At 63.2% G+C, this 15,715-nt stretch carries 16 protein-coding genes and 1 tRNA gene; 6 read left to right on the top strand and 11 right to left on the bottom strand.

Translation table 11 applies throughout. The features are described 5' to 3' along the window. Positions 1 to 79 precede the first annotated feature (79 nt). From KHP60_RS00550 to KHP60_RS00530, 5 genes are all read right to left on the bottom strand, one after another. Complete coding sequence (locus KHP60_RS00550; RefSeq protein WP_213561587.1) at positions 80 to 934, bottom strand: ureidoglycolate lyase; 855 nt, start codon at positions 932 to 934, stop codon at positions 80 to 82. A gap of 88 nt (positions 935 to 1,022) precedes the next feature. Further along, on the bottom strand, positions 1,023 to 1,727 hold the full coding sequence (locus KHP60_RS00545; RefSeq protein ID WP_213561586.1) for a GntR family transcriptional regulator: 705 nt from the start codon (positions 1,725 to 1,727) through the stop codon (positions 1,023 to 1,025). An 82-nt stretch (positions 1,728 to 1,809) separates the two neighbouring features. Next, positions 1,810 to 2,673 carry an ABC transporter permease gene (locus tag KHP60_RS00540; RefSeq protein WP_213561585.1) on the bottom strand — a complete coding sequence of 288 codons (864 nt, stop codon included), beginning with the start codon at positions 2,671 to 2,673 and terminating at the stop codon, positions 1,810 to 1,812. Next, positions 2,670 to 3,410: an ABC transporter ATP-binding protein gene (locus KHP60_RS00535; RefSeq protein ID WP_311924505.1), complete on the bottom strand. Its 741-nt coding sequence runs from the start codon at positions 3,408 to 3,410 to the stop codon at positions 2,670 to 2,672. Before KHP60_RS00535 ends, KHP60_RS00540 begins: the two co-directional genes overlap by 4 nt. 77 nt (positions 3,411 to 3,487) lie before the next feature. Beyond that, positions 3,488 to 4,510, bottom strand: coding sequence for an ABC transporter substrate-binding protein (locus KHP60_RS00530; RefSeq protein ID WP_213561583.1), 1,023 nt, complete (start codon positions 4,508 to 4,510; stop codon positions 3,488 to 3,490). Between the two features lie 354 nt (positions 4,511 to 4,864). Here KHP60_RS00530 and KHP60_RS00525 point away from each other — a divergent pair, with 354 nt between their 5' ends. Beyond that, complete coding sequence (locus KHP60_RS00525) at positions 4,865 to 5,563, top strand: fumarylacetoacetate hydrolase family protein (protein ID WP_213561582.1); 699 nt, start codon at positions 4,865 to 4,867, stop codon at positions 5,561 to 5,563. A gap of 250 nt (positions 5,564 to 5,813) precedes the next feature. On the opposite strand, the gene KHP60_RS00520 is transcribed toward KHP60_RS00525, so the two are convergent. After that, the gene (locus KHP60_RS00520; RefSeq protein ID WP_213561581.1) at positions 5,814 to 6,740 is read right to left on the bottom strand and encodes a LysR family transcriptional regulator; all 927 of its coding nucleotides are present in this window, start codon (positions 6,738 to 6,740) and stop codon (positions 5,814 to 5,816) included. A 136-nt stretch (positions 6,741 to 6,876) separates the two neighbouring features. On the opposite strand from KHP60_RS00520, the gene KHP60_RS00515 reads away from it, so the two are divergent. Both KHP60_RS00515 and KHP60_RS00510 read left to right on the top strand, forming a co-directional pair. Continuing rightward, a complete protein-coding gene (locus KHP60_RS00515) occupies positions 6,877 to 7,836 on the top strand; it encodes a Bug family tripartite tricarboxylate transporter substrate binding protein (protein ID WP_213561580.1) in 960 nt (319 codons plus the stop codon). A gap of 30 nt (positions 7,837 to 7,866) precedes the next feature. Further along, positions 7,867 to 8,751 (top strand): MBL fold metallo-hydrolase, encoded by an 885-nt coding sequence (locus KHP60_RS00510; protein WP_213561579.1) that lies wholly within the window; start codon positions 7,867 to 7,869, stop codon positions 8,749 to 8,751. Between the two features lie 28 nt (positions 8,752 to 8,779). Here KHP60_RS00510 and KHP60_RS00505 read toward each other — a convergent pair whose 3' ends face one another. From KHP60_RS00505 to KHP60_RS00495, 3 genes are all read right to left on the bottom strand, one after another. Beyond that, the gene (locus tag KHP60_RS00505; protein WP_213561578.1) at positions 8,780 to 10,192 is read right to left on the bottom strand and encodes an MFS transporter; all 1,413 of its coding nucleotides are present in this window, start codon (positions 10,190 to 10,192) and stop codon (positions 8,780 to 8,782) included. A 57-nt stretch (positions 10,193 to 10,249) separates the two neighbouring features. After that, positions 10,250 to 10,387, bottom strand: coding sequence for a hypothetical protein (locus KHP60_RS00500; protein ID WP_213561577.1), 138 nt, complete (start codon positions 10,385 to 10,387; stop codon positions 10,250 to 10,252). Between the two features lie 86 nt (positions 10,388 to 10,473). Next, positions 10,474 to 10,549, bottom strand: a tRNA-Ile gene (locus KHP60_RS00495). 319 nt (positions 10,550 to 10,868) lie between these two features. On the opposite strand from KHP60_RS00495, the gene KHP60_RS00490 reads away from it, so the two are divergent. Beyond that, positions 10,869 to 11,855 carry a glutathione S-transferase family protein gene (locus KHP60_RS00490; RefSeq protein ID WP_213561576.1) on the top strand — a complete coding sequence of 329 codons (987 nt, stop codon included), beginning with the start codon at positions 10,869 to 10,871 and terminating at the stop codon, positions 11,853 to 11,855. Here KHP60_RS00490 and KHP60_RS00485 read toward each other — a convergent pair. Beyond that, a complete protein-coding gene (locus KHP60_RS00485) occupies positions 11,843 to 13,018 on the bottom strand; it encodes an adenylate/guanylate cyclase domain-containing protein (protein ID WP_249688380.1) in 1,176 nt (391 codons plus the stop codon). The genes KHP60_RS00490 and KHP60_RS00485 overlap by 13 nt on opposite strands. Before the next feature lie 177 nt (positions 13,019 to 13,195). Between KHP60_RS00485 and KHP60_RS00480 the strand changes: the two genes are divergently transcribed. Further along, positions 13,196 to 13,816, top strand: coding sequence for a TIGR02466 family protein (locus KHP60_RS00480; protein WP_213561575.1), 621 nt, complete (start codon positions 13,196 to 13,198; stop codon positions 13,814 to 13,816). Positions 13,817 to 14,068: 252 nt separating this feature from the next. Here KHP60_RS00480 and KHP60_RS00475 read toward each other — a convergent pair whose 3' ends face one another. Next, the gene (locus KHP60_RS00475; protein WP_213561574.1) at positions 14,069 to 14,728 is read right to left on the bottom strand and encodes a Fe2+-dependent dioxygenase; all 660 of its coding nucleotides are present in this window, start codon (positions 14,726 to 14,728) and stop codon (positions 14,069 to 14,071) included. Between the two features lie 122 nt (positions 14,729 to 14,850). On the opposite strand from KHP60_RS00475, the gene KHP60_RS00470 reads away from it, so the two are divergent. Then, a complete protein-coding gene (locus KHP60_RS00470; RefSeq protein ID WP_213561573.1) occupies positions 14,851 to 15,711 on the top strand; it encodes a hypothetical protein in 861 nt (286 codons plus the stop codon). The last annotated feature ends 4 nt before the right edge of the window (positions 15,712 to 15,715 follow it).

Below are 15,715 nucleotides of genomic sequence, written 5' to 3'. Positions count from 1 at the left end.
GCTCGCGCGCTCCTGCTGATGATATCCAACCGGAGCGGACGGCAGAATGATGCCGCCGCCCCCGATCGGCCCGGGCAGATTAATCCTGCCCCTTCCAGTCCCTGACGAGCTGCTCCTGCTGGCCAAGGCCCTCGATTCCCAGTCGCACGCGATTGCCGGGGCGCAGATAGACCGGCGGCTTCATGCCCATCCCGACGCCCGGCGGCGTGCCCGTCGCAATCACATCGCCTGGCTGCAGACTCATGAACTGGCTCAGGTAGCTCACCAGGAACGCGGCTCCATAGACCATGGTCTCCGTGCTGCCGTTCTGATAGCGCTTCCCATCCACCTCCAGCCACATATGGAGGCTCTGCGGATCGGGAATCTCGTCCCGCGTGACGAGCCATGGGCCGATCGGGCCGAACGTGTCGGCGCTCTTGCCCTTGGTCCATTGTCCCGAGCGCTCGATCTGGAAGGAACGCTCGGAGACGTCGTTGACCACGCAGTAGCCTGCGACGTGCTCGAGCGCCTGCGCCTCGTCCACGTATTTGGCGCTCTTGCCGATCACGATGCCAAGCTCGACCTCCCAATCCGTCTTCTCGGAGGCCCGCGGTATTTCAATGCCGTCGTTCGGCCCGCAGATGGCGCTGGTCGCCTTCATGAAAATGATGGGCTCGGGCGGAACGGCCATGCCGGATTCGGCCGCGTGGTCGGAATAGTTGAGGCCGATGCAGATGAACTTGCCGACCTGCCCGACGCAGGGGCCGATGCGCGGATCACCTTCGACGCGCGGCAGCGTGGAGGGATCGACACCCCGCAGCCGCTCGAGCCCGGCCGACGACAGGACGTCGCCGGCAATATCCGGAACGATGCCGGAGAGGTCGCGGATGGCGCCATCGCGATCGAGAACGCCGGGTTTTTCCTGGCCGGGAGGGCCGTAGCGCAGCAGCTTCATGGGACTTCCTTGCTCCTTTGAGCTCGTGAACGGGAATGAGGTGAGTTGTGGCTCGCGACGCGCCCTGTTCGGCAGCGTCTCGATCCGGTCAGCCGGGCAGAGGCGGATCGACCCGGACCTTGATTGAGGGCTGGATCTGATCTTCGATGTGCCTGAGCGTCGTCTGGTAGTGCTCGACGAGACGCTCAACGGCCAGTTCCGTCTTGCGGTCGAGCACGGATTCCATGATCCCGCGGTGCTCCTCCACGGTGTTGCGGTAGCGATGCGAGGAGGCGACGGAGATGAAGCGGTATCGCTGCGCCTGATCCATCAGGTCCTTGCAGATCCCGATGAGGATCGAGGAGCCGCACGCACCGATGAGGGCGAGGTGAAACGCCCGATGCCGGTCCTCCCAGGCAGGGTTGGTGCTCGTGTCCTGCTCGGACAGCTTCCAGGGGGTCCGAGACAGGTGGTGGAAGGCCACGACGATGCGCTCCTCCCAGGCCTGATCGCCATTCTTGATCGCCTCCTCCAGGGCCTTGCCCTCGAGCCAGCACCGGGTTTGCACCAATTCGCGCCAGCCCTCGATGCTGACGGGGGGCACAAAGAAGCCGCGCTGATCCTTGCGCTCGACCAGTCCTTCGGAAGAAAGACGGTTGAGTGCCTCGCGAACCGGGTTCAGGCCCGTTCCATACCGATCGGACACGAAGTCGATCAGGAGCTTTTGCCCCGGCCGCAGCTCGCCATTCAGAATGTCCTGGCGAAGCCTCTCATAGACCGAGGTTGCCGCCGTTATCTTTTCGATTTTGTTCATGACGCAACCCGCGCAAGGTTTGGTTCGGAGCCGAATGTCCCGGTGGCCGACGCAGGTCAACCCCGGGACATCGTCACGCCCCTTACTGCGCAAGAGTCTCCTCTGTGACGCTCTCCTTATGCCAGAACACGAATCGGCGCTGCGCCCAGGCGACAACCCAGAACGTCGCCAGTCCGAGCAGGCTGAGGTAGATGATCAGCGAGAACACGCGCGGCGTATTGAGCTGGGCGGCCGCCACGCGGATAAGCTCCCCGAATCCCTTGCCGCCGCCGAGGAATTCGCCCACGACGGCGCCGACGACGACGAGCACGGCGGCGTTCTTCAAGCCGGAGAAGAAGTGGGGCATTCCGATGGGCAGCTTCAATTGGACCAGGGCCTGCCAACGGGTCGCCCCCATCGTCTTGAACAGCATGCGGGCGTTCTGGTCGGCGGCATGCAGGCCTGCCGCCGTTCCCACGATGACAGGGAAGAAGGCGATGAAGGCGGCAAGTGCCACTTTCGATGCGATGCCGAAGCCCAGCCATGATACGAAGAGAGGCGCGAACGCCACCTTCGGCATGGTGTTGATGGCCACGAGATAAGGCATGACGGCACGCTCGCCGAATGCGGTCTCACCCACGAGAACGCCGAGACCGAAGCCGAGCACGACAGCGATCACGAAGCCGAGAAGAACCTCCTGCGTCGTGATCCAAAGAGCCATGAGCATATAGTCGCCGGTCAGGAGGTTCCTGCCGACGACGAACAGGTCTTGGATGGTCTCCAGAGGAGACGGAAGAATGATCGGCGAGACGAGCTCGATCAGATAGACGATCTGCCAGATGATCAGGAAGCCGATCAGAAGAGCCAGCATGGACACCCAACGCGGAACCCGGTCGATCCAGGAGACGCGTTCTGCCCAAACCGTCTGCTCGGGCAGCGTGGGGGCGAGGATCTGTGCCTGAGTCATTGGAATGCTCCCTTGTCGAGATGACTGCGGATGCGGTGAACGAGCGCGCCGAAACGCGGATCGGTCATCATTTCCAGGGTCCTCGGTCTGGGCAGGTCTACCGTGATGGCTTCGACGAAGCGTCCTGGCCGGGGCGACATCACGTACACCACGTCGGAGAGGATCACCGCCTCGGCGATCGAGTGAGTCACGAGGAACGTCGTGGCATTGCGTTCGAGGCAGATCCTCTGCAGCTCCATGTTCATGAAATCGCGGCTCAGTTCGTCGAGAGCGCTGAACGGCTCGTCGAGCAGAAGGACCGCGGGCTCCGTGATCAGCATCCGGCAGATCGCTGCGCGCTGCGCCATGCCGCCGGAGAGCTCGTTCGGATAGACGCTCTCGAAGCCCTTGAGGCCGACGAGATCCACGAGCTGGCGCGCCTGATCATGCTTGGCGCGGGCTGCAGCCTTGCCGTCGCGGATCTCGATCGGAAGCACGATGTTCTCGAGGGTGGTCCGCCACGGGAACAGGGTCGCCTGCTGGAACATCATGCCAATGTCCCGGCGTGGCCCCATCACCGGTTTACCCTCGAGAACCACACTGCCCGATGACGGCGGCTGCAGGCCTGCCATGATCTTGAGCAGGGTGGACTTCCCGCACCCGCTCGGACCGATGATCGATGAGAAGGTGCCCTCCCGCAGCACCAGATCCACCTTGTCGAGCGCGTGCACATTGCGCCTGGCGAAAGTCTTGCTCACGCCTCGCAGTTCGTACACCGGTCGGCCCATGAGGCCGACCGGAGCAACAGCTTCTCCAGCCATTGAAAGCACCGCCATCACTTCGCACCCTTGTTCCAGGCGTCGACGAACTGGTTGGTGTATGCGGCCTTCAGATCCGGAAGCGGCGTCTTCAGAACACCCGATTCGACAGCGCTCTTGTGCCACAGCTCCCAGTGCTCCGGCGGCTGGTAGCCCCAGCCCTTCGACTTGTCGAACGGCGTGATGCGGTCCTTCACCTGCTCGAACAAGGCAGCCGACAGCTTCGTGTCTTCGCCTTCCTGCGGGTTTCCGGCTTTCGTGTGCTGCAGAACCTTCTCCCTGTTCTCAGGCTTCAGCCCGAACTCCGTCGCCTGGACGAGGACACGGCCGAACTTTTCGACGGCTTGAGGATTCTGGTCGATGAACGACTTCATCGCCGCATAGCCATTGCCGAAATAGCTCAAGTACTGCTCGGGCGTGATTTCCCGCAGGTCGATCCCTCGCGTTTCCATGATGGCGGCATCGCTGACAGCCGCCGCATAGGCCTTGATGTCACCGCGCAGGAAAGCAGCCGCGGCAAGGCCGCCGTCGCCGACCGGCAGGAAGGTGAAGTCCTTGCCTTCACTCATCTTCAGATCCGTGAGGATCGCGCGGGTAAAGCCGACTTCCGCGCCATCGGCCGTGCCGACGCCGATAACGGCCCCTTTGAGATCGGCCGGAGACTTGATCGCGGATTTCTCGGGAACGACCACCCCGAAGACCGACTTCGCAAAGTGATTGTAGATGAAGACCACATCAACGCCGCGGGCGCGGGCGGCGAGAACGGGCGCCGGACCGGGCTGCCCGATCTGAGCCTGGCCGGCGGACATCGCCTGAAGGACCTGCGACGAGCCGTCCACGGCCTCGACCTTCACATCGAGCCCCTCCTTCTCGAACATCTTCTCGCCGATCGCGACATGGAGCGGGAAGTTGTTCACGGCCGACGGGTTCGGCAGCACCACCGTTATCTTCGTGGACGCATTCTGCGCGCTGGCGACGCTCATCGCCCAAGGGGCAAGGGTAAGCGTTACAGCTAATCCAAGAGCTTTGCTCATCTTCATTGACGTTTCCTCTCCTGCATTCTGCTGCTCATTGGCAGTGCCGGCGTTTGATGCGGCAACTGATGATGTATGCACTGCGCCAGGATGTCAAAAAATGTATGATCTATTTATTTGAGAATAGTCTTGTCTCTACGCTCTTTATTGACGCAATGCACAATTTAAATTCGAAAGTTCAATGATTTCGTTGTGCGCTGCGGAATAAAACGAAGAATAGTTTAGGTTACTACATGACGCTACTATACCAAAGGACAACTCGCCTAGACTCAGCAAAATACATTTTATGCCTGCTCGGCCGAAAATATCAGCGGCGCAGACAGACACCCGGATGCAGGTGATCTTTTGAGGACGACACCAATGGACGCAGGTTCCTGTGTAATAACACCCCCGTCTCGCGCTTTTCTGCCAGTGGCAGGAACGAGTCAGATATTCCCCGTTCGAAGGATCTACTGCGTTGGCAGGAATTATGTCGCCCACGTCCGCGAGATGGGCGGCGACGAGTCCCGGGATCCGCCGATCTTCTTCCAGAAACCGAGCGACAGCATCGTTCCGGACGGGAGCTCGATCTCCTACCCTCCCATGACGAGCAAATATCATTACGAGCTCGAATTGGTCGTCGCGATCAAGAAAGGCGGACGTGACATTCCGGTCGAGGATGCACTCGATCACATCTATGGCTACGGCGTCGGCCTCGACATGACCCGTCGCGACGTTCAGATGGACCTTGGGAAAAGCGGTCTTCCCTGGGAGGCTGGAAAAGCTTTCGATGAATCATGCCCTTGCGGCCCTCTTCACCCTGTCGAGCAGGTCGGACACATCTCGGAGGGCTCCATCCGCCTCACGGTGGATGGTGAGGTAAAGCAGGATTCCGACCTCAGGCTGATGATCTGGAAGGTGCCGGAAATCATCGCCAATCTGTCAAAGTACTTCATGCTGCAGCCAGGCGACATCATTCTGACCGGAACCCCAGCGGGCGTCGGCGCGGTGGTCCCCGGCAACGAACTTGTTGGCTCGATCGACAAGCTGGGAACGCTGACCGTGCGGATCAGCGATTAGCGCCGCCTCCCTGGGTGAATGGGCGCCCTAGCGTGCTAGGGCGCCCATTGCAGACTGAATGAAGGAGCAATGCCAGGCACCATGATGCCAAGGGCATGACAAGGCAGGACCACGGGACCGCGGAATATCCTGTGCTCAACGTCTGCACGGGCTCGGTCGGACTTTCACATTCCGGCCGCACAAGGAACGTCGGCGAGTGAGCGCCGCCGCGGACCAGGCTCTGTTGGTCCGGGGGGTGCCGGCACCTGCCCTATGACCAATTATGTCGGGACTGCGCAGCAGAGAGGAAGAGTTCGGTGACAGGGCTGCGCGTGCGGTGACGCAAGGTCACAAGTCCGATCGGCCTCCGCGTCTCAGCCAGATCAACCGCGACTGCCCGCAACGCAGGATGGTGGGACGGAAACATCAGGATCGCGCTCGGAAGAATACTGAGAAAACGGCCCGTCGCCAAAAGATTGATCCGCATCTGAACGGAGAGGGTCAGCACGGCGGCCTGCGGGGGCTCCAGGCCGCGGTGACGGAAGGCCTCTTCGACGAAGCCGCTGAGAAAACTTCCCGGCGGCGACAAGGTCCAAGGCTCGCCCATCAGGTCTGCCAGTTCGACCCCGGGCCGGTCCACCCACGGGTTCCCCTGCCCGGCCATGACGACAAGCGGGTCCTCAAGCAGAACCTCCGTCCTTAGGTCATCCTCAGCCGAGGGCTCCGCCATCCGTGTCACCGCCACATCGATGTTGCGGTGGCGTAGCTCCCGGTACAGCATCCCGGTATCCCCTACGGTCACGTGGAACACGACGCGGGGATATTCCTGCGAGAGCCGCTGGATCACCGCTGACACGAACAGCGTCATCGGCTCCGTTGCCCCGATCCTGATCTCGCCCGCGGTCGGATCCTTAAGGAACTCGACCTGCTCAAGGCCCTGCCGCAGTTCGTCGAAGATGACGGCCTCCCGGTCGAGCAGGACGCGGCCATACTCGGTTGGCGCAACCCCACGCGGAGATCGGTCAAGCAGCGGAACATCGAGAGCATGCTCCAGATCCGCTATAGCCTTGGATATCGCAGGCTGCGACATGCCCAGAACCTGCGCCGCCTTTGCCATGCTGCCAGCCTCGACGACGGCCCGAAGCGTGTTCAGGTCCCGCAGCTTGATCCTTCGCGCCAGCCACTCGTCCCGCTTCATCGTCGGCCTTCACGATTTCTGATAGCGATATTACAGAAATCGGCATTCTCTTTATAGCTCTTTGCCGCGACCATGGGCATGAGCCTGCAGGTACCGATGATCGATGCCGGTACAGGTGAACCACCTGGAGGGTGACATGCCTCGCTTGTTCATGATGACAGTTGTGGCCCTCCTCGGTCTGGTGGGAGCCGGCCCGCTCCGGGCCGACGAGACCGTGCGGATCGTCTTTCCGTTTGCGGCCGGCGCATCCGCAGACGCGCTAACCCGCATCGTGGCGGAGCAGCTGCAAACCCGGTTGGGGCGCAACGTCATCGTGGAGAACAGGACCGGAGCGGCCGGCAGGCTGGGAATCAAGTCCGTGAAGGATTCCGAACCGGACGGAAGCACCCTCCTGGTAACGCCGATAGCCCCGATGGTGGTGTATCAGCACGTCTATCAGTCCCTCGGGTACGACCCGATCCGGGACTTTGAGCCGGTCGCGCAGATCGCGACCTTCGACTTCGCCGTCGCCGTCGGGCCACAGGTCCCGGTTCGGACGCTGGGTGAATTGACGGCCTGGATCAGGTCCAATCCGGCCCAGGCGAACTACGGCACGCCCGCCGCCGGCACTCTCCCTCACTTCTTCGCCGTCCTGTTCGGCCGGGCCACGGGCCTCGGAATGAAGCACGTGCCCTACAAAGGAACCGCAGCGGCCATGACGGACCTTCTGGGTGGCCAGATCCCAATGCTTTTCACATCGACGAGCGAGTTGATCGAGCTGCACAAGGCTGGCCGGATCCATGTCCTTGCAACATCCGGCACGGAGCGATCACCGTTCCTGCCGGAGGTGCCGACCTTTCAGGAGGAAGGCTATGCCATCCATGGAACGGGCTGGCATGGTCTCTTCGCTCCGAAAGGCACCGCCCCTGATCTGCTCGACCGCTTGAATGGGGCCGTCGTCGACGCCGTTCGGACGCCGGAGGTCCGGGACAGGCTCGCGCGCATGGGATTTCAACCGACCGGCACTTCACAGGAGGCCTTCGCCGTCATCCTGCGCCGCGATGCTGAACTCTGGGCCCCTGCCGTCAAGGCGTCCGGGTTCACCCCTGAGCAATAGCGACCTGGGCCCTGTCGCCGGAGCAGTGCGATGACCGCAGAGAATGGCCGATCCGACATCCCGGGCCTCGACAGCACCAGACTGATCCTGCTGGGCACCAAGGGTGGCCCCCGGCCCAGCATTACCCGGGCAAATCCTGCAAACCTCGTCGTGGCAGGCGGAGCGGTCATCCTCGTGGACTGCGGGTATGGTGTCACACGCCGGCTTCTTGAGGCCGGATTCCATCCGCACGAGGTGCGGACGATCCTCATCACGCACCACCACTCCGATCATACGCTTGAGCTGGGGCCCCTTCTCTACAATGCCTGGATCGGGGGCTTGGACGAGCCCGTCGATGTTTGGGGGCCACCCCCGTTGCACGGGCTGATCCGCGGATTCCTTCAGTCGATGAGCTTTGATATCGGTATCCGCATCGCCGATGAGGGACGGGTCGATCCGCGGCACCTCGTTCGGGTGCATGAGTTCCGGGAGGGAGGCGTTCTGTTCGAGGACGGGAACTTGCGGGTGAGCGCCGCGAGGGTGCACCATCCGCCGCTGGCCGATGCCTATGCCTTCAGGATAGATGCCTCCGACCGCGCGATCGTCCTGTCCGGCGATACGACGCCATGTCCGGAGCTGATCAGTCTGGCCCGGGATGCAGACGTGCTGGTGCACGAGGTGCTGCATCCAGATGGCATTGATCGCCTTGCCTCGGGACTGCGCCAGGCACGGCTGCTTCGCGAGCATCTGTCGGCCAGTCATACCTTGACCGAGGCGGTCGGGAAGATTGCTGCTTCAGCCCGGGTGGGGAAGCTCGTCCTGACCCACCTCGTGCCCGGTGATGATGCGGCCATCACAGAGGACATGTGGCTCGATCAGCCAACCCGCGATTTCGGGAAGGCAGTGTTTGTGGGGCACGACCTGCAACCGTTCTGACGGAGGACGTCCCTTCCGACGGAAGTGCTCATCGGGCCTTTGGGTCCGGATCGGGTCGACCTGGATGGCGGTCCCTAAAGACCCGCAGGCTGCTGGTCACACACCCAATCGCCGACAGGCCGGCTCCCAGCCACAGGATGAGGGCCGTCGCGTTGCCGGGAGCCAGGCCAAAGAGAACCGCCGCCAGGGCCGCCCCCAGGGACTGGCCCAGCAGCCGGGCCGAGGATTGCATGCCGCTCGCCCCGCCGCTGCGCTCCGGCGGCGCACTGGTGATGATGGCCTTGTTGTTCGGCGACTGGAACAGGCCGAAGCCCAGGCCGCAGATCGTCAGACGCCAGACGATGTCCAGGGTCGAGGGATCGTCCGGCAGCACGGCAAGAAGGGCGAGGCCGACAGCCAGGGTGGCAAGACCGATGCCACCCAGCAGGCCGGGCGAGAAGCGGTCGGCCAGACGGCCGGCAATGGGAGCCGCCACCGCAATTGCCAAGGGCCACGGGGTCATGAGCATGCCGGTCTCGGTGACGCTGCGCCCCAGCTCATCGTGGAAGTAGAACGGGAGCGCCAGGTAGGCGAGCGACTGGGTGGCGAACGAGCAGATCGACGTCATCATCGAGAGGGCGAACACCGGCCGCCGCAGAAGATCCAGGGGCAGCAGCGGCGTCCGCAGCGAGAGCTGGTAGCGGACGAACACGAACCCCGCCACCACGGCCCCGCCTAGGGCGAGCAGCGGATAGGTGAGGTCACCCGCGCCGAGGCTGTCGATCCCGGTGATCAGGAGCCCGAAGGTCAGGGCATTGAGCAGAACGCTCCATCCGTCGAGCCGCCTGGCGGATCGCGGCGTCTCCGGCAGCGTCCGCGCGGCGACGATGAGTGCGAACACCCCGAGCGGCACGTTGATCAGAAAGAGCCAGGGCCAGGACGCGACCGACAGGATGGCTGCGGCCAGGGTGGGACCGGCGGCCGATGAGACCGCCACCACGAGAGCCGTGTTCCCGACACCCCGGCCCAGGAGCTTGCTAGGATAGATGAAGCGGACAAGAGCGATGTTGACGCTCATGATCCCGGCCGCCCCGAGCCCCTGCAGAACACGAGCGGCGATCAGCATCGGAAAGGATCCGGCAAGGGCACAGCCGAGCGACGCGATGGTGAAGACCAGGAGCCCTGTCCAATAGATCCGCCGGTAGCCCAGGGCATCCCCAAGGGAGGCCAGCGGCAGGAGGGAGACCGTGATCGCCAGCTGGTAGGCATTGACAGCCCACACTGCGGTTGCGGGATCCACCTGAAGCTCGCGGGCCAGAACCGGAAGGGCCACATTGACGATCGCACTGTCCAGGACCGCCATGGTGAGGGCGACGGCGATCGCAAGGAAGGCCAGGAGCCGCTCGGGATTGGGCAGGCCGTCCGTGAAGCCTGCGGCGGGCGAATTCCGTGGCGAAGTCATATGCATGATGGGGGGCTGTCGATCGGTCAGTGAGGGTCTTTCGGGGTCTGCCGGAGCTTACACGATACCCAGGTGCGGTCGCGAATTCGACCGGCTCACCAATTCGCGGGCGCCGATCGGCCGGTCGAGACCCTTGGATACGCGCAGCACGAACCGGTCGGTGGAGGCGCTCACGAATTCGCTCCTGTTCAACACTCGGGTATCCGTTCAACGCCCTGGCGTGGGCTGAAACCCTCCTGAGCAAGGGAAGATTGCCCCTTGGCCGACGTCATTCAGGGGGGTGGTGGGCCCGGCAGGACTCGAACCTGCAACCAGACCGTTATGAGCGGCCGGCTCTAACCATTGAGCTACAGGCCCTTCCGAGGAAGGCAAGGGAACCTCTACCGGAGGGAAAGCCTTTCGTCACCCCTTGTCATGGCGGAAGGCATTGCCCTCTTCCAAGAACCAGGGCTCGAAAAAGGGGGGATGGTCCCGAACGAGCCGGACCCTTCATGTTCCTGTAATACATCCCAATTTCCGTCAAGCCGGTTTTGCTCCCTCCGTCCGGCCCGGCCGTCGCACGCACCTTGGCGGATCGGGGAACCGGGACGCCTCTTGACCCCTGCCGGGTTCGACCATCTGTCTGCTTTCACGGTCGAATCGGGTTGTCCCCGGCGCGACCCGACAGGAGGATGGAATGGGGCTGCTGATCGACGGCGTCTGGCAGGATCAATGGTACGACACCAGGAGCACCGGTGGGCGCTTCGTCCGCAAGCCATCGGCTTTCCGGAACTGGATCACCGCCGACGGATCCCCCGGCCCGACGGGAGAAGGCGGGTTCAAGTCGGAGCCCGGGCGCTACCACCTCTACGTCTCGCTCGCCTGTCCCTGGGCTCATCGCACCCTGATCATGCGCAAGCTCAAAGGGCTGGAAGGAATGATCGACGTCTCCGTCGTGCATTGGCGCATGATGGAGCATGGCTGGACGTTCGAGGAGGGTCCGGGCGTCATTCCAGATCCCATCAACCAGGCGCAATATCTCTATCAGGTCTATACGGCGGCAGTGCCCGATTACACCGGACGCGTGACGGTGCCCGTGCTCTGGGACAAGGCGACCGGCACCATCGTGAACAACGAATCCGCCGAGATCATCCGCATGATGAACTCCGCGTTCGACGGGATCGGCGCCAGGCCGGGCGATTACTGTGCGGAGGATCTGCGCGCCGACATCGACGCCCTGAACGGGCGCATCTACGACAATGTCAACAACGGGGTGTACAAGGCAGGCTTCGCGACGACGCAGCAGGCTTACGAAGAAGCCGTTCGCCCGCTTTTCGAAACGCTGGATTTTCTCGACGGGAGCCTGTCGTCGCGCCGCTATCTCTGCGACGACCGGCTGACCGAGGCCGATATCAGGCTCTTCACCACGCTGGTGCGCTTCGATCCGGTCTATGTCGGCCACTTCAAGTGCAATCTGCGCCGCATTGCGGATTACCCGCATCTCTCAGGCTATCTGCGCGATCTCTACCAGACGGGCGGCATCGCCGAGACCGTGGACATGGCCCACATCAAGGGGCATTACTACGAGAGCCACAGGACCATCAATCCCACCGGCATCGTACCGCTCGGACCACTCTTGGATCTCGATGCACCGCATGGGCGCGACAGGATTCAAGGCTTGTAGACCTCGATGGCCTCCGCGAACCCTTCGACATCATGAGCGCCCAGCGGCGTGGGATTGCCCCAGAGATGCTCCACGAAGGATTTTGACATCAGCAGCGGCTCACCCAGGCGCTTGTTCAGCTCCGCGATGCGGCTCGCGAGATTCACGTCGCGGCCGATCACCGTGAAATCCAGGCGCTGACCGGAGCCCACATTGCCGTAGGCCGCGTCGCCATGGTGGAGCGCGAAGCCCACGTTGATCGTCACGGGGAAGCGGCCCTCGTTGTTGGCGGCTTCGATGCGCCGAAGGGCCTTCGTGGCCGCGGTGAGAGCCGACTGCGCGGCACCGCCCGTATCGTCGCCCTTGTCGCGCATGATCGCCAGAAGTCCGTCGCCGAGATATTTCAGGACCTCGCCACCCTCGTCCTCGATGGGCGGCACGAGGCAGTCGAAATAGTTGTTCAACAGCTCGACCGCGCTTTCGGGGCTCAGCGTGGATGAGATATGCGTGTAGTCGCGCATGTCGGCGAACAGGATGGCCGAGCGGATGCGGGTCACCTGTCCGCGCTGGATGGCGCCCGAAAGAATCGCCTTGTGAGGATCGTCCCCCACATAGATGCGCAGCACCTCGTCGAGCCGGTTGCTCGTCGCGCGCAGCTCGGTCACGAGGGCGAAGGACGGAATCACCATGCGCAGGATCGTCAGATCGCGCGTGCCGAATCCCTTCGGAGACCTCGTCGCAAACGAGATCGCGTTCTCGGCTCCGTTGGTGAAGCGAATCGGGATGGTGACGTAATGACGATATCCCGCTTCCTTCAGTTCGGGAACGATCGGAAAGAGATCGTCCGGGGTGTTCGCGAGATCGAGGATGAGCCACTCGCGGGTTCGGCTGACATGGGCGAAGGGGCTCGTCTGATAGATGGCCTCGCGGCGGTCCCCGTGCGGCAGGTAGCGCACGACGGTTCCCTCTTCCCGTGTCCAGAAGCGTCCGATTCCCGCATATTCCGTGTGCAGCGCCTCAATGGCCGAAACGGCTCGGTCGACGGGCACGCCGAGCTCGATCAGACGGTCGAGGAAGCTTGACAGGACCTCGTTCGAATCCTCCATCTGGCCTGCGGCCGTGACCAGCCAGTCCCGTAGAGCGATGACCAGCGCGAGGCTTTCGGCATCGAGACTTCGAGCCATAGTCAACAGGTCGTCGGAGGCGATCGACGCGAGGGAGGATGACATCATAAGGCCAAGGTGTGTTGCCCTCACGGATCCTTCAAGCCATGAGGAACCATTCGAACATGAAAGCTGGGATGCCGTTCCGGAAAGAGCAATGGCTTTGACAGAAGCCGGCTGCCGGAATAGAGCCGAGCCATGGCAAGTATCGATATGCTTTTCGTCACCAAAGTCTACCGCGCCGAGATGACGGGCGCCAAGGCCGAGCGCCGCAATGCGGAGCTGGAGGCGGCCTGCCTGTCCATCGCCGAGGACGACGAGGCCGGCCAGCGCTGGTGCGCCAAGCACGGCTATCCGGGCTACACGTCCTACGCGTCCCTGAACGATCTGCCGTGGCGCGTACCCGTGTTCGGCGAACTCCTGAAGGAACTCGACAAGCATGTGGCGGCCTTTGCCAAGGAGCTGGAATTCGATCTTCAGGGCCGCAAGCTCGTGCTCGACAGCCTGTGGATCAACATTCTCCCGCCGGGCGGCATCCACACCTCCCACATTCACCCGCATTCGGTGATCAGCGGCACCTATTACGTGACGATCCCGGAGGGTGCGAGCGCGCTCAAGCTCGAGGATCCGCGCCTCGGCTTCATGATGGCCGCGCCGCCGCGCAAGGCCAAGGCCAAGCCGGAGAACCGGCAGTTCGCCTATGTGAAGCCCGCGCCCGGCACGGTGCTGCTCTGGGAAAGCTGGCTGCGCCACGAGGTGCCTCTCAACGAGGCCGAAAGCGAGCGCATCAGCGTGAGCTTCAACTACTCCTGGCAGTAGCACCTACAAGTTCCTGGGATTCGCCCCTTCCCTGAGCTTCCGGGGACAGGGGCACCGATCTTCCATGGATAACCTCCGCACGTCATGGCCGTCCCCGGACTTGATCCGGGGATCGGTCCCGGCCATCCCGATTCTATGAAGCGCCGCGCTTTTCTTCATCGAGATCACCGGCACGAGGCCGGTGATGACGAAGCAGGTGCGTTTCCGGTTGGGCACACCGGACAGCAACCCAGAGAGGACGTCGAGAACCCCTTAAACCTCGGCCCACATGCGGAAGAGATTGGCGCCGCTTTTCGCCAACAGGTCGAATTCCGGCGTCTTGCCGGATTGGGCGAACAGGCCGCGCTTTGCGGTTTCCAGATCGAACAGGAGTTCCCGCCGGGCGCTGTCGCGCACGTAGCTCTGCGCCCAGCCCACGGCCACCACGCGCTCTCCCCGCGTGACGGGCGCGACCCGGTGCAGGCTCGTCGAATCATAGGCGACGAGGTGCCCTGCCGGGAGCTTCACCTCCTCCTCGCCGGCAACCGATTCGATTACGAGTTCGCCACCGTCGTAGCTTTCCGGATCGGCCAGGAAGAGGGTGAAGGACACATCCGTACGGATGCCGTTCATCAGCGGATTGTCCACGTGGGATCCATAGGCCCTGCCCTCGCCGTAGCGGGCAAAGGTGAGCGGCGTCAGAACCTTCGGGCGCACGGCGAGGCTGAACACCTCGTTGTCGAGAATGGCCTTCGCCACCTTGTCCCGCAGCAGCGTGAGCGCGGCGCCTTCCCGGGCCTGCTCGTTGTCCTTGACGAGCTTGGCGCTCCATCCGGCCGTCGCGCGACCATCCTCGAAGCGCATCGATCCCAGCATCGCACGAACCTCTCCGAGTTCGGCCAGGGGCAGGACGTCCGCAATCGTGATGAGCATGGGTGAGACACCTTCGGGCTTGCCAGGAACCCCCATATTCTGTAGCTAAATCATTGTAAAGACAGGTAGTTTTTAGCTTTTCTAAACTAGCCGGCAGCGGCCGCCGTGGCGAGGGGAAAACCATGAAGAAACGGAAGATCTGGGCGGGCCTGAGCTCCGCCGTGCTGGTTGCCGCTCCGGCCGTTGCGCAGGCGACGGCCCTGCACGTTCAGCCCCAGGCCGGTATCGAGGCCAAGGCGGACCAGACCCTGCTCCAACTCGCCCAGCACCAGGGCCACGCGGCGCCTGCGGCCACTGCCGGCGGCGAAGGCGAAGGAGGCGAAGGGGAAGGCGGCGCCGCGCAGCTGCAGCCGGCCATCCACGTCTATCGCGGAATCGAGACGATCCGCGGCCATCTTCTCGTCGGCGCCGAACTGATCGAGGCCGGGCGCTGGGCCGACGCCCTGCCCCACTTCCTGCACCCGGAGGAAGAGATCTACGGCAGCATTCGCGATCAGCTGAAGACCTTCAACATCGCGCCCTTCCAGGTGGCCTTGAAGTCGCTCTCGCAGACCGTGAAGGCCAAGAACAAGGAGGCCTATGTCCGCGCCCGCGCGGCCCTCGACGAGCGCTTGGCGGCCGCCGAGACCGCCGTGAAGGCGAAGGAGGAGAACGGCACCTATTTCGTGCTCGAGACGGCTCTCGAGGTGCTGCAGCAGGCGGCCGACGAATATGAGGAGGCCGTCAGCAAGGGCCGCATCGCGAACGTGGTCGAGTACCAGGACGCGCGCGGCTTCGTGCTCGAAGCGGACCGTCTCGTCGGAACGGTCATTCCGGCCGCCACCGCGAAGAACGCCGATGCGGCCAAGGCCGTGCAGGCTAGCCTCAACGAGCTGAAGGCCACCTTCCCGGCCGTGACGCCGCTGAAGCAGGCCGTGAAGGATTCCGGCGAGTTCCTGAGCGCCGTCGCGAAGTTCGAACTGCAGCTCGGACATCTGCGCTGACATC

Origin of the sequence: Microvirga sp. 3-52 (assembly GCF_018383585.1) — a bacterium.
GTDB lineage: Bacteria > Pseudomonadota > Alphaproteobacteria > Rhizobiales > Beijerinckiaceae > Microvirga.
Note: the sequence above shows the minus strand (reverse complement) of the source record. Positions and strands in the feature narration are given on the sequence as shown.

What these genes read in the sequence shown, in the direction of transcription:
- KHP60_RS00545 (WP_213561586.1), bottom strand. Translation starts at nt 1,727, where the DNA reads ATGAACAAAATCGAAAAGATAACGGCGGCAACCTCGGTCTATGAGAGG.
- KHP60_RS00470 (WP_213561573.1), top strand. Translation starts at nt 14,851, where the DNA reads ATGAAGAAACGGAAGATCTGGGCGGGCCTGAGCTCCGCCGTGCTGGTT.
- KHP60_RS00485 (WP_249688380.1), bottom strand. Translation starts at nt 13,018, where the DNA reads ATGGCTCGAAGTCTCGATGCCGAAAGCCTCGCGCTGGTCATCGCTCTA.
- KHP60_RS00475 (WP_213561574.1), bottom strand. Translation starts at nt 14,728, where the DNA reads ATGCTCATCACGATTGCGGACGTCCTGCCCCTGGCCGAACTCGGAGAG.
- KHP60_RS00510 (WP_213561579.1), top strand. Translation starts at nt 7,867, where the DNA reads ATGACCGCAGAGAATGGCCGATCCGACATCCCGGGCCTCGACAGCACC.
- KHP60_RS00550 (WP_213561587.1), bottom strand. Translation starts at nt 934, where the DNA reads ATGAAGCTGCTGCGCTACGGCCCTCCCGGCCAGGAAAAACCCGGCGTT.
- KHP60_RS00515 (WP_213561580.1), top strand. Translation starts at nt 6,877, where the DNA reads ATGCCTCGCTTGTTCATGATGACAGTTGTGGCCCTCCTCGGTCTGGTG.
- KHP60_RS00480 (WP_213561575.1), top strand. Translation starts at nt 13,196, where the DNA reads ATGGCAAGTATCGATATGCTTTTCGTCACCAAAGTCTACCGCGCCGAG.
- KHP60_RS00505 (WP_213561578.1), bottom strand. Translation starts at nt 10,192, where the DNA reads ATGACTTCGCCACGGAATTCGCCCGCCGCAGGCTTCACGGACGGCCTG.
- KHP60_RS00490 (WP_213561576.1), top strand. Translation starts at nt 10,869, where the DNA reads ATGGGGCTGCTGATCGACGGCGTCTGGCAGGATCAATGGTACGACACC.
- KHP60_RS00540 (WP_213561585.1), bottom strand. Translation starts at nt 2,673, where the DNA reads ATGACTCAGGCACAGATCCTCGCCCCCACGCTGCCCGAGCAGACGGTT.
- KHP60_RS00520 (WP_213561581.1), bottom strand. Translation starts at nt 6,740, where the DNA reads ATGAAGCGGGACGAGTGGCTGGCGCGAAGGATCAAGCTGCGGGACCTG.
- KHP60_RS00530 (WP_213561583.1), bottom strand. Translation starts at nt 4,510, where the DNA reads ATGAAGATGAGCAAAGCTCTTGGATTAGCTGTAACGCTTACCCTTGCC.
- KHP60_RS00525 (WP_213561582.1), top strand. Translation starts at nt 4,865, where the DNA reads ATGGACGCAGGTTCCTGTGTAATAACACCCCCGTCTCGCGCTTTTCTG.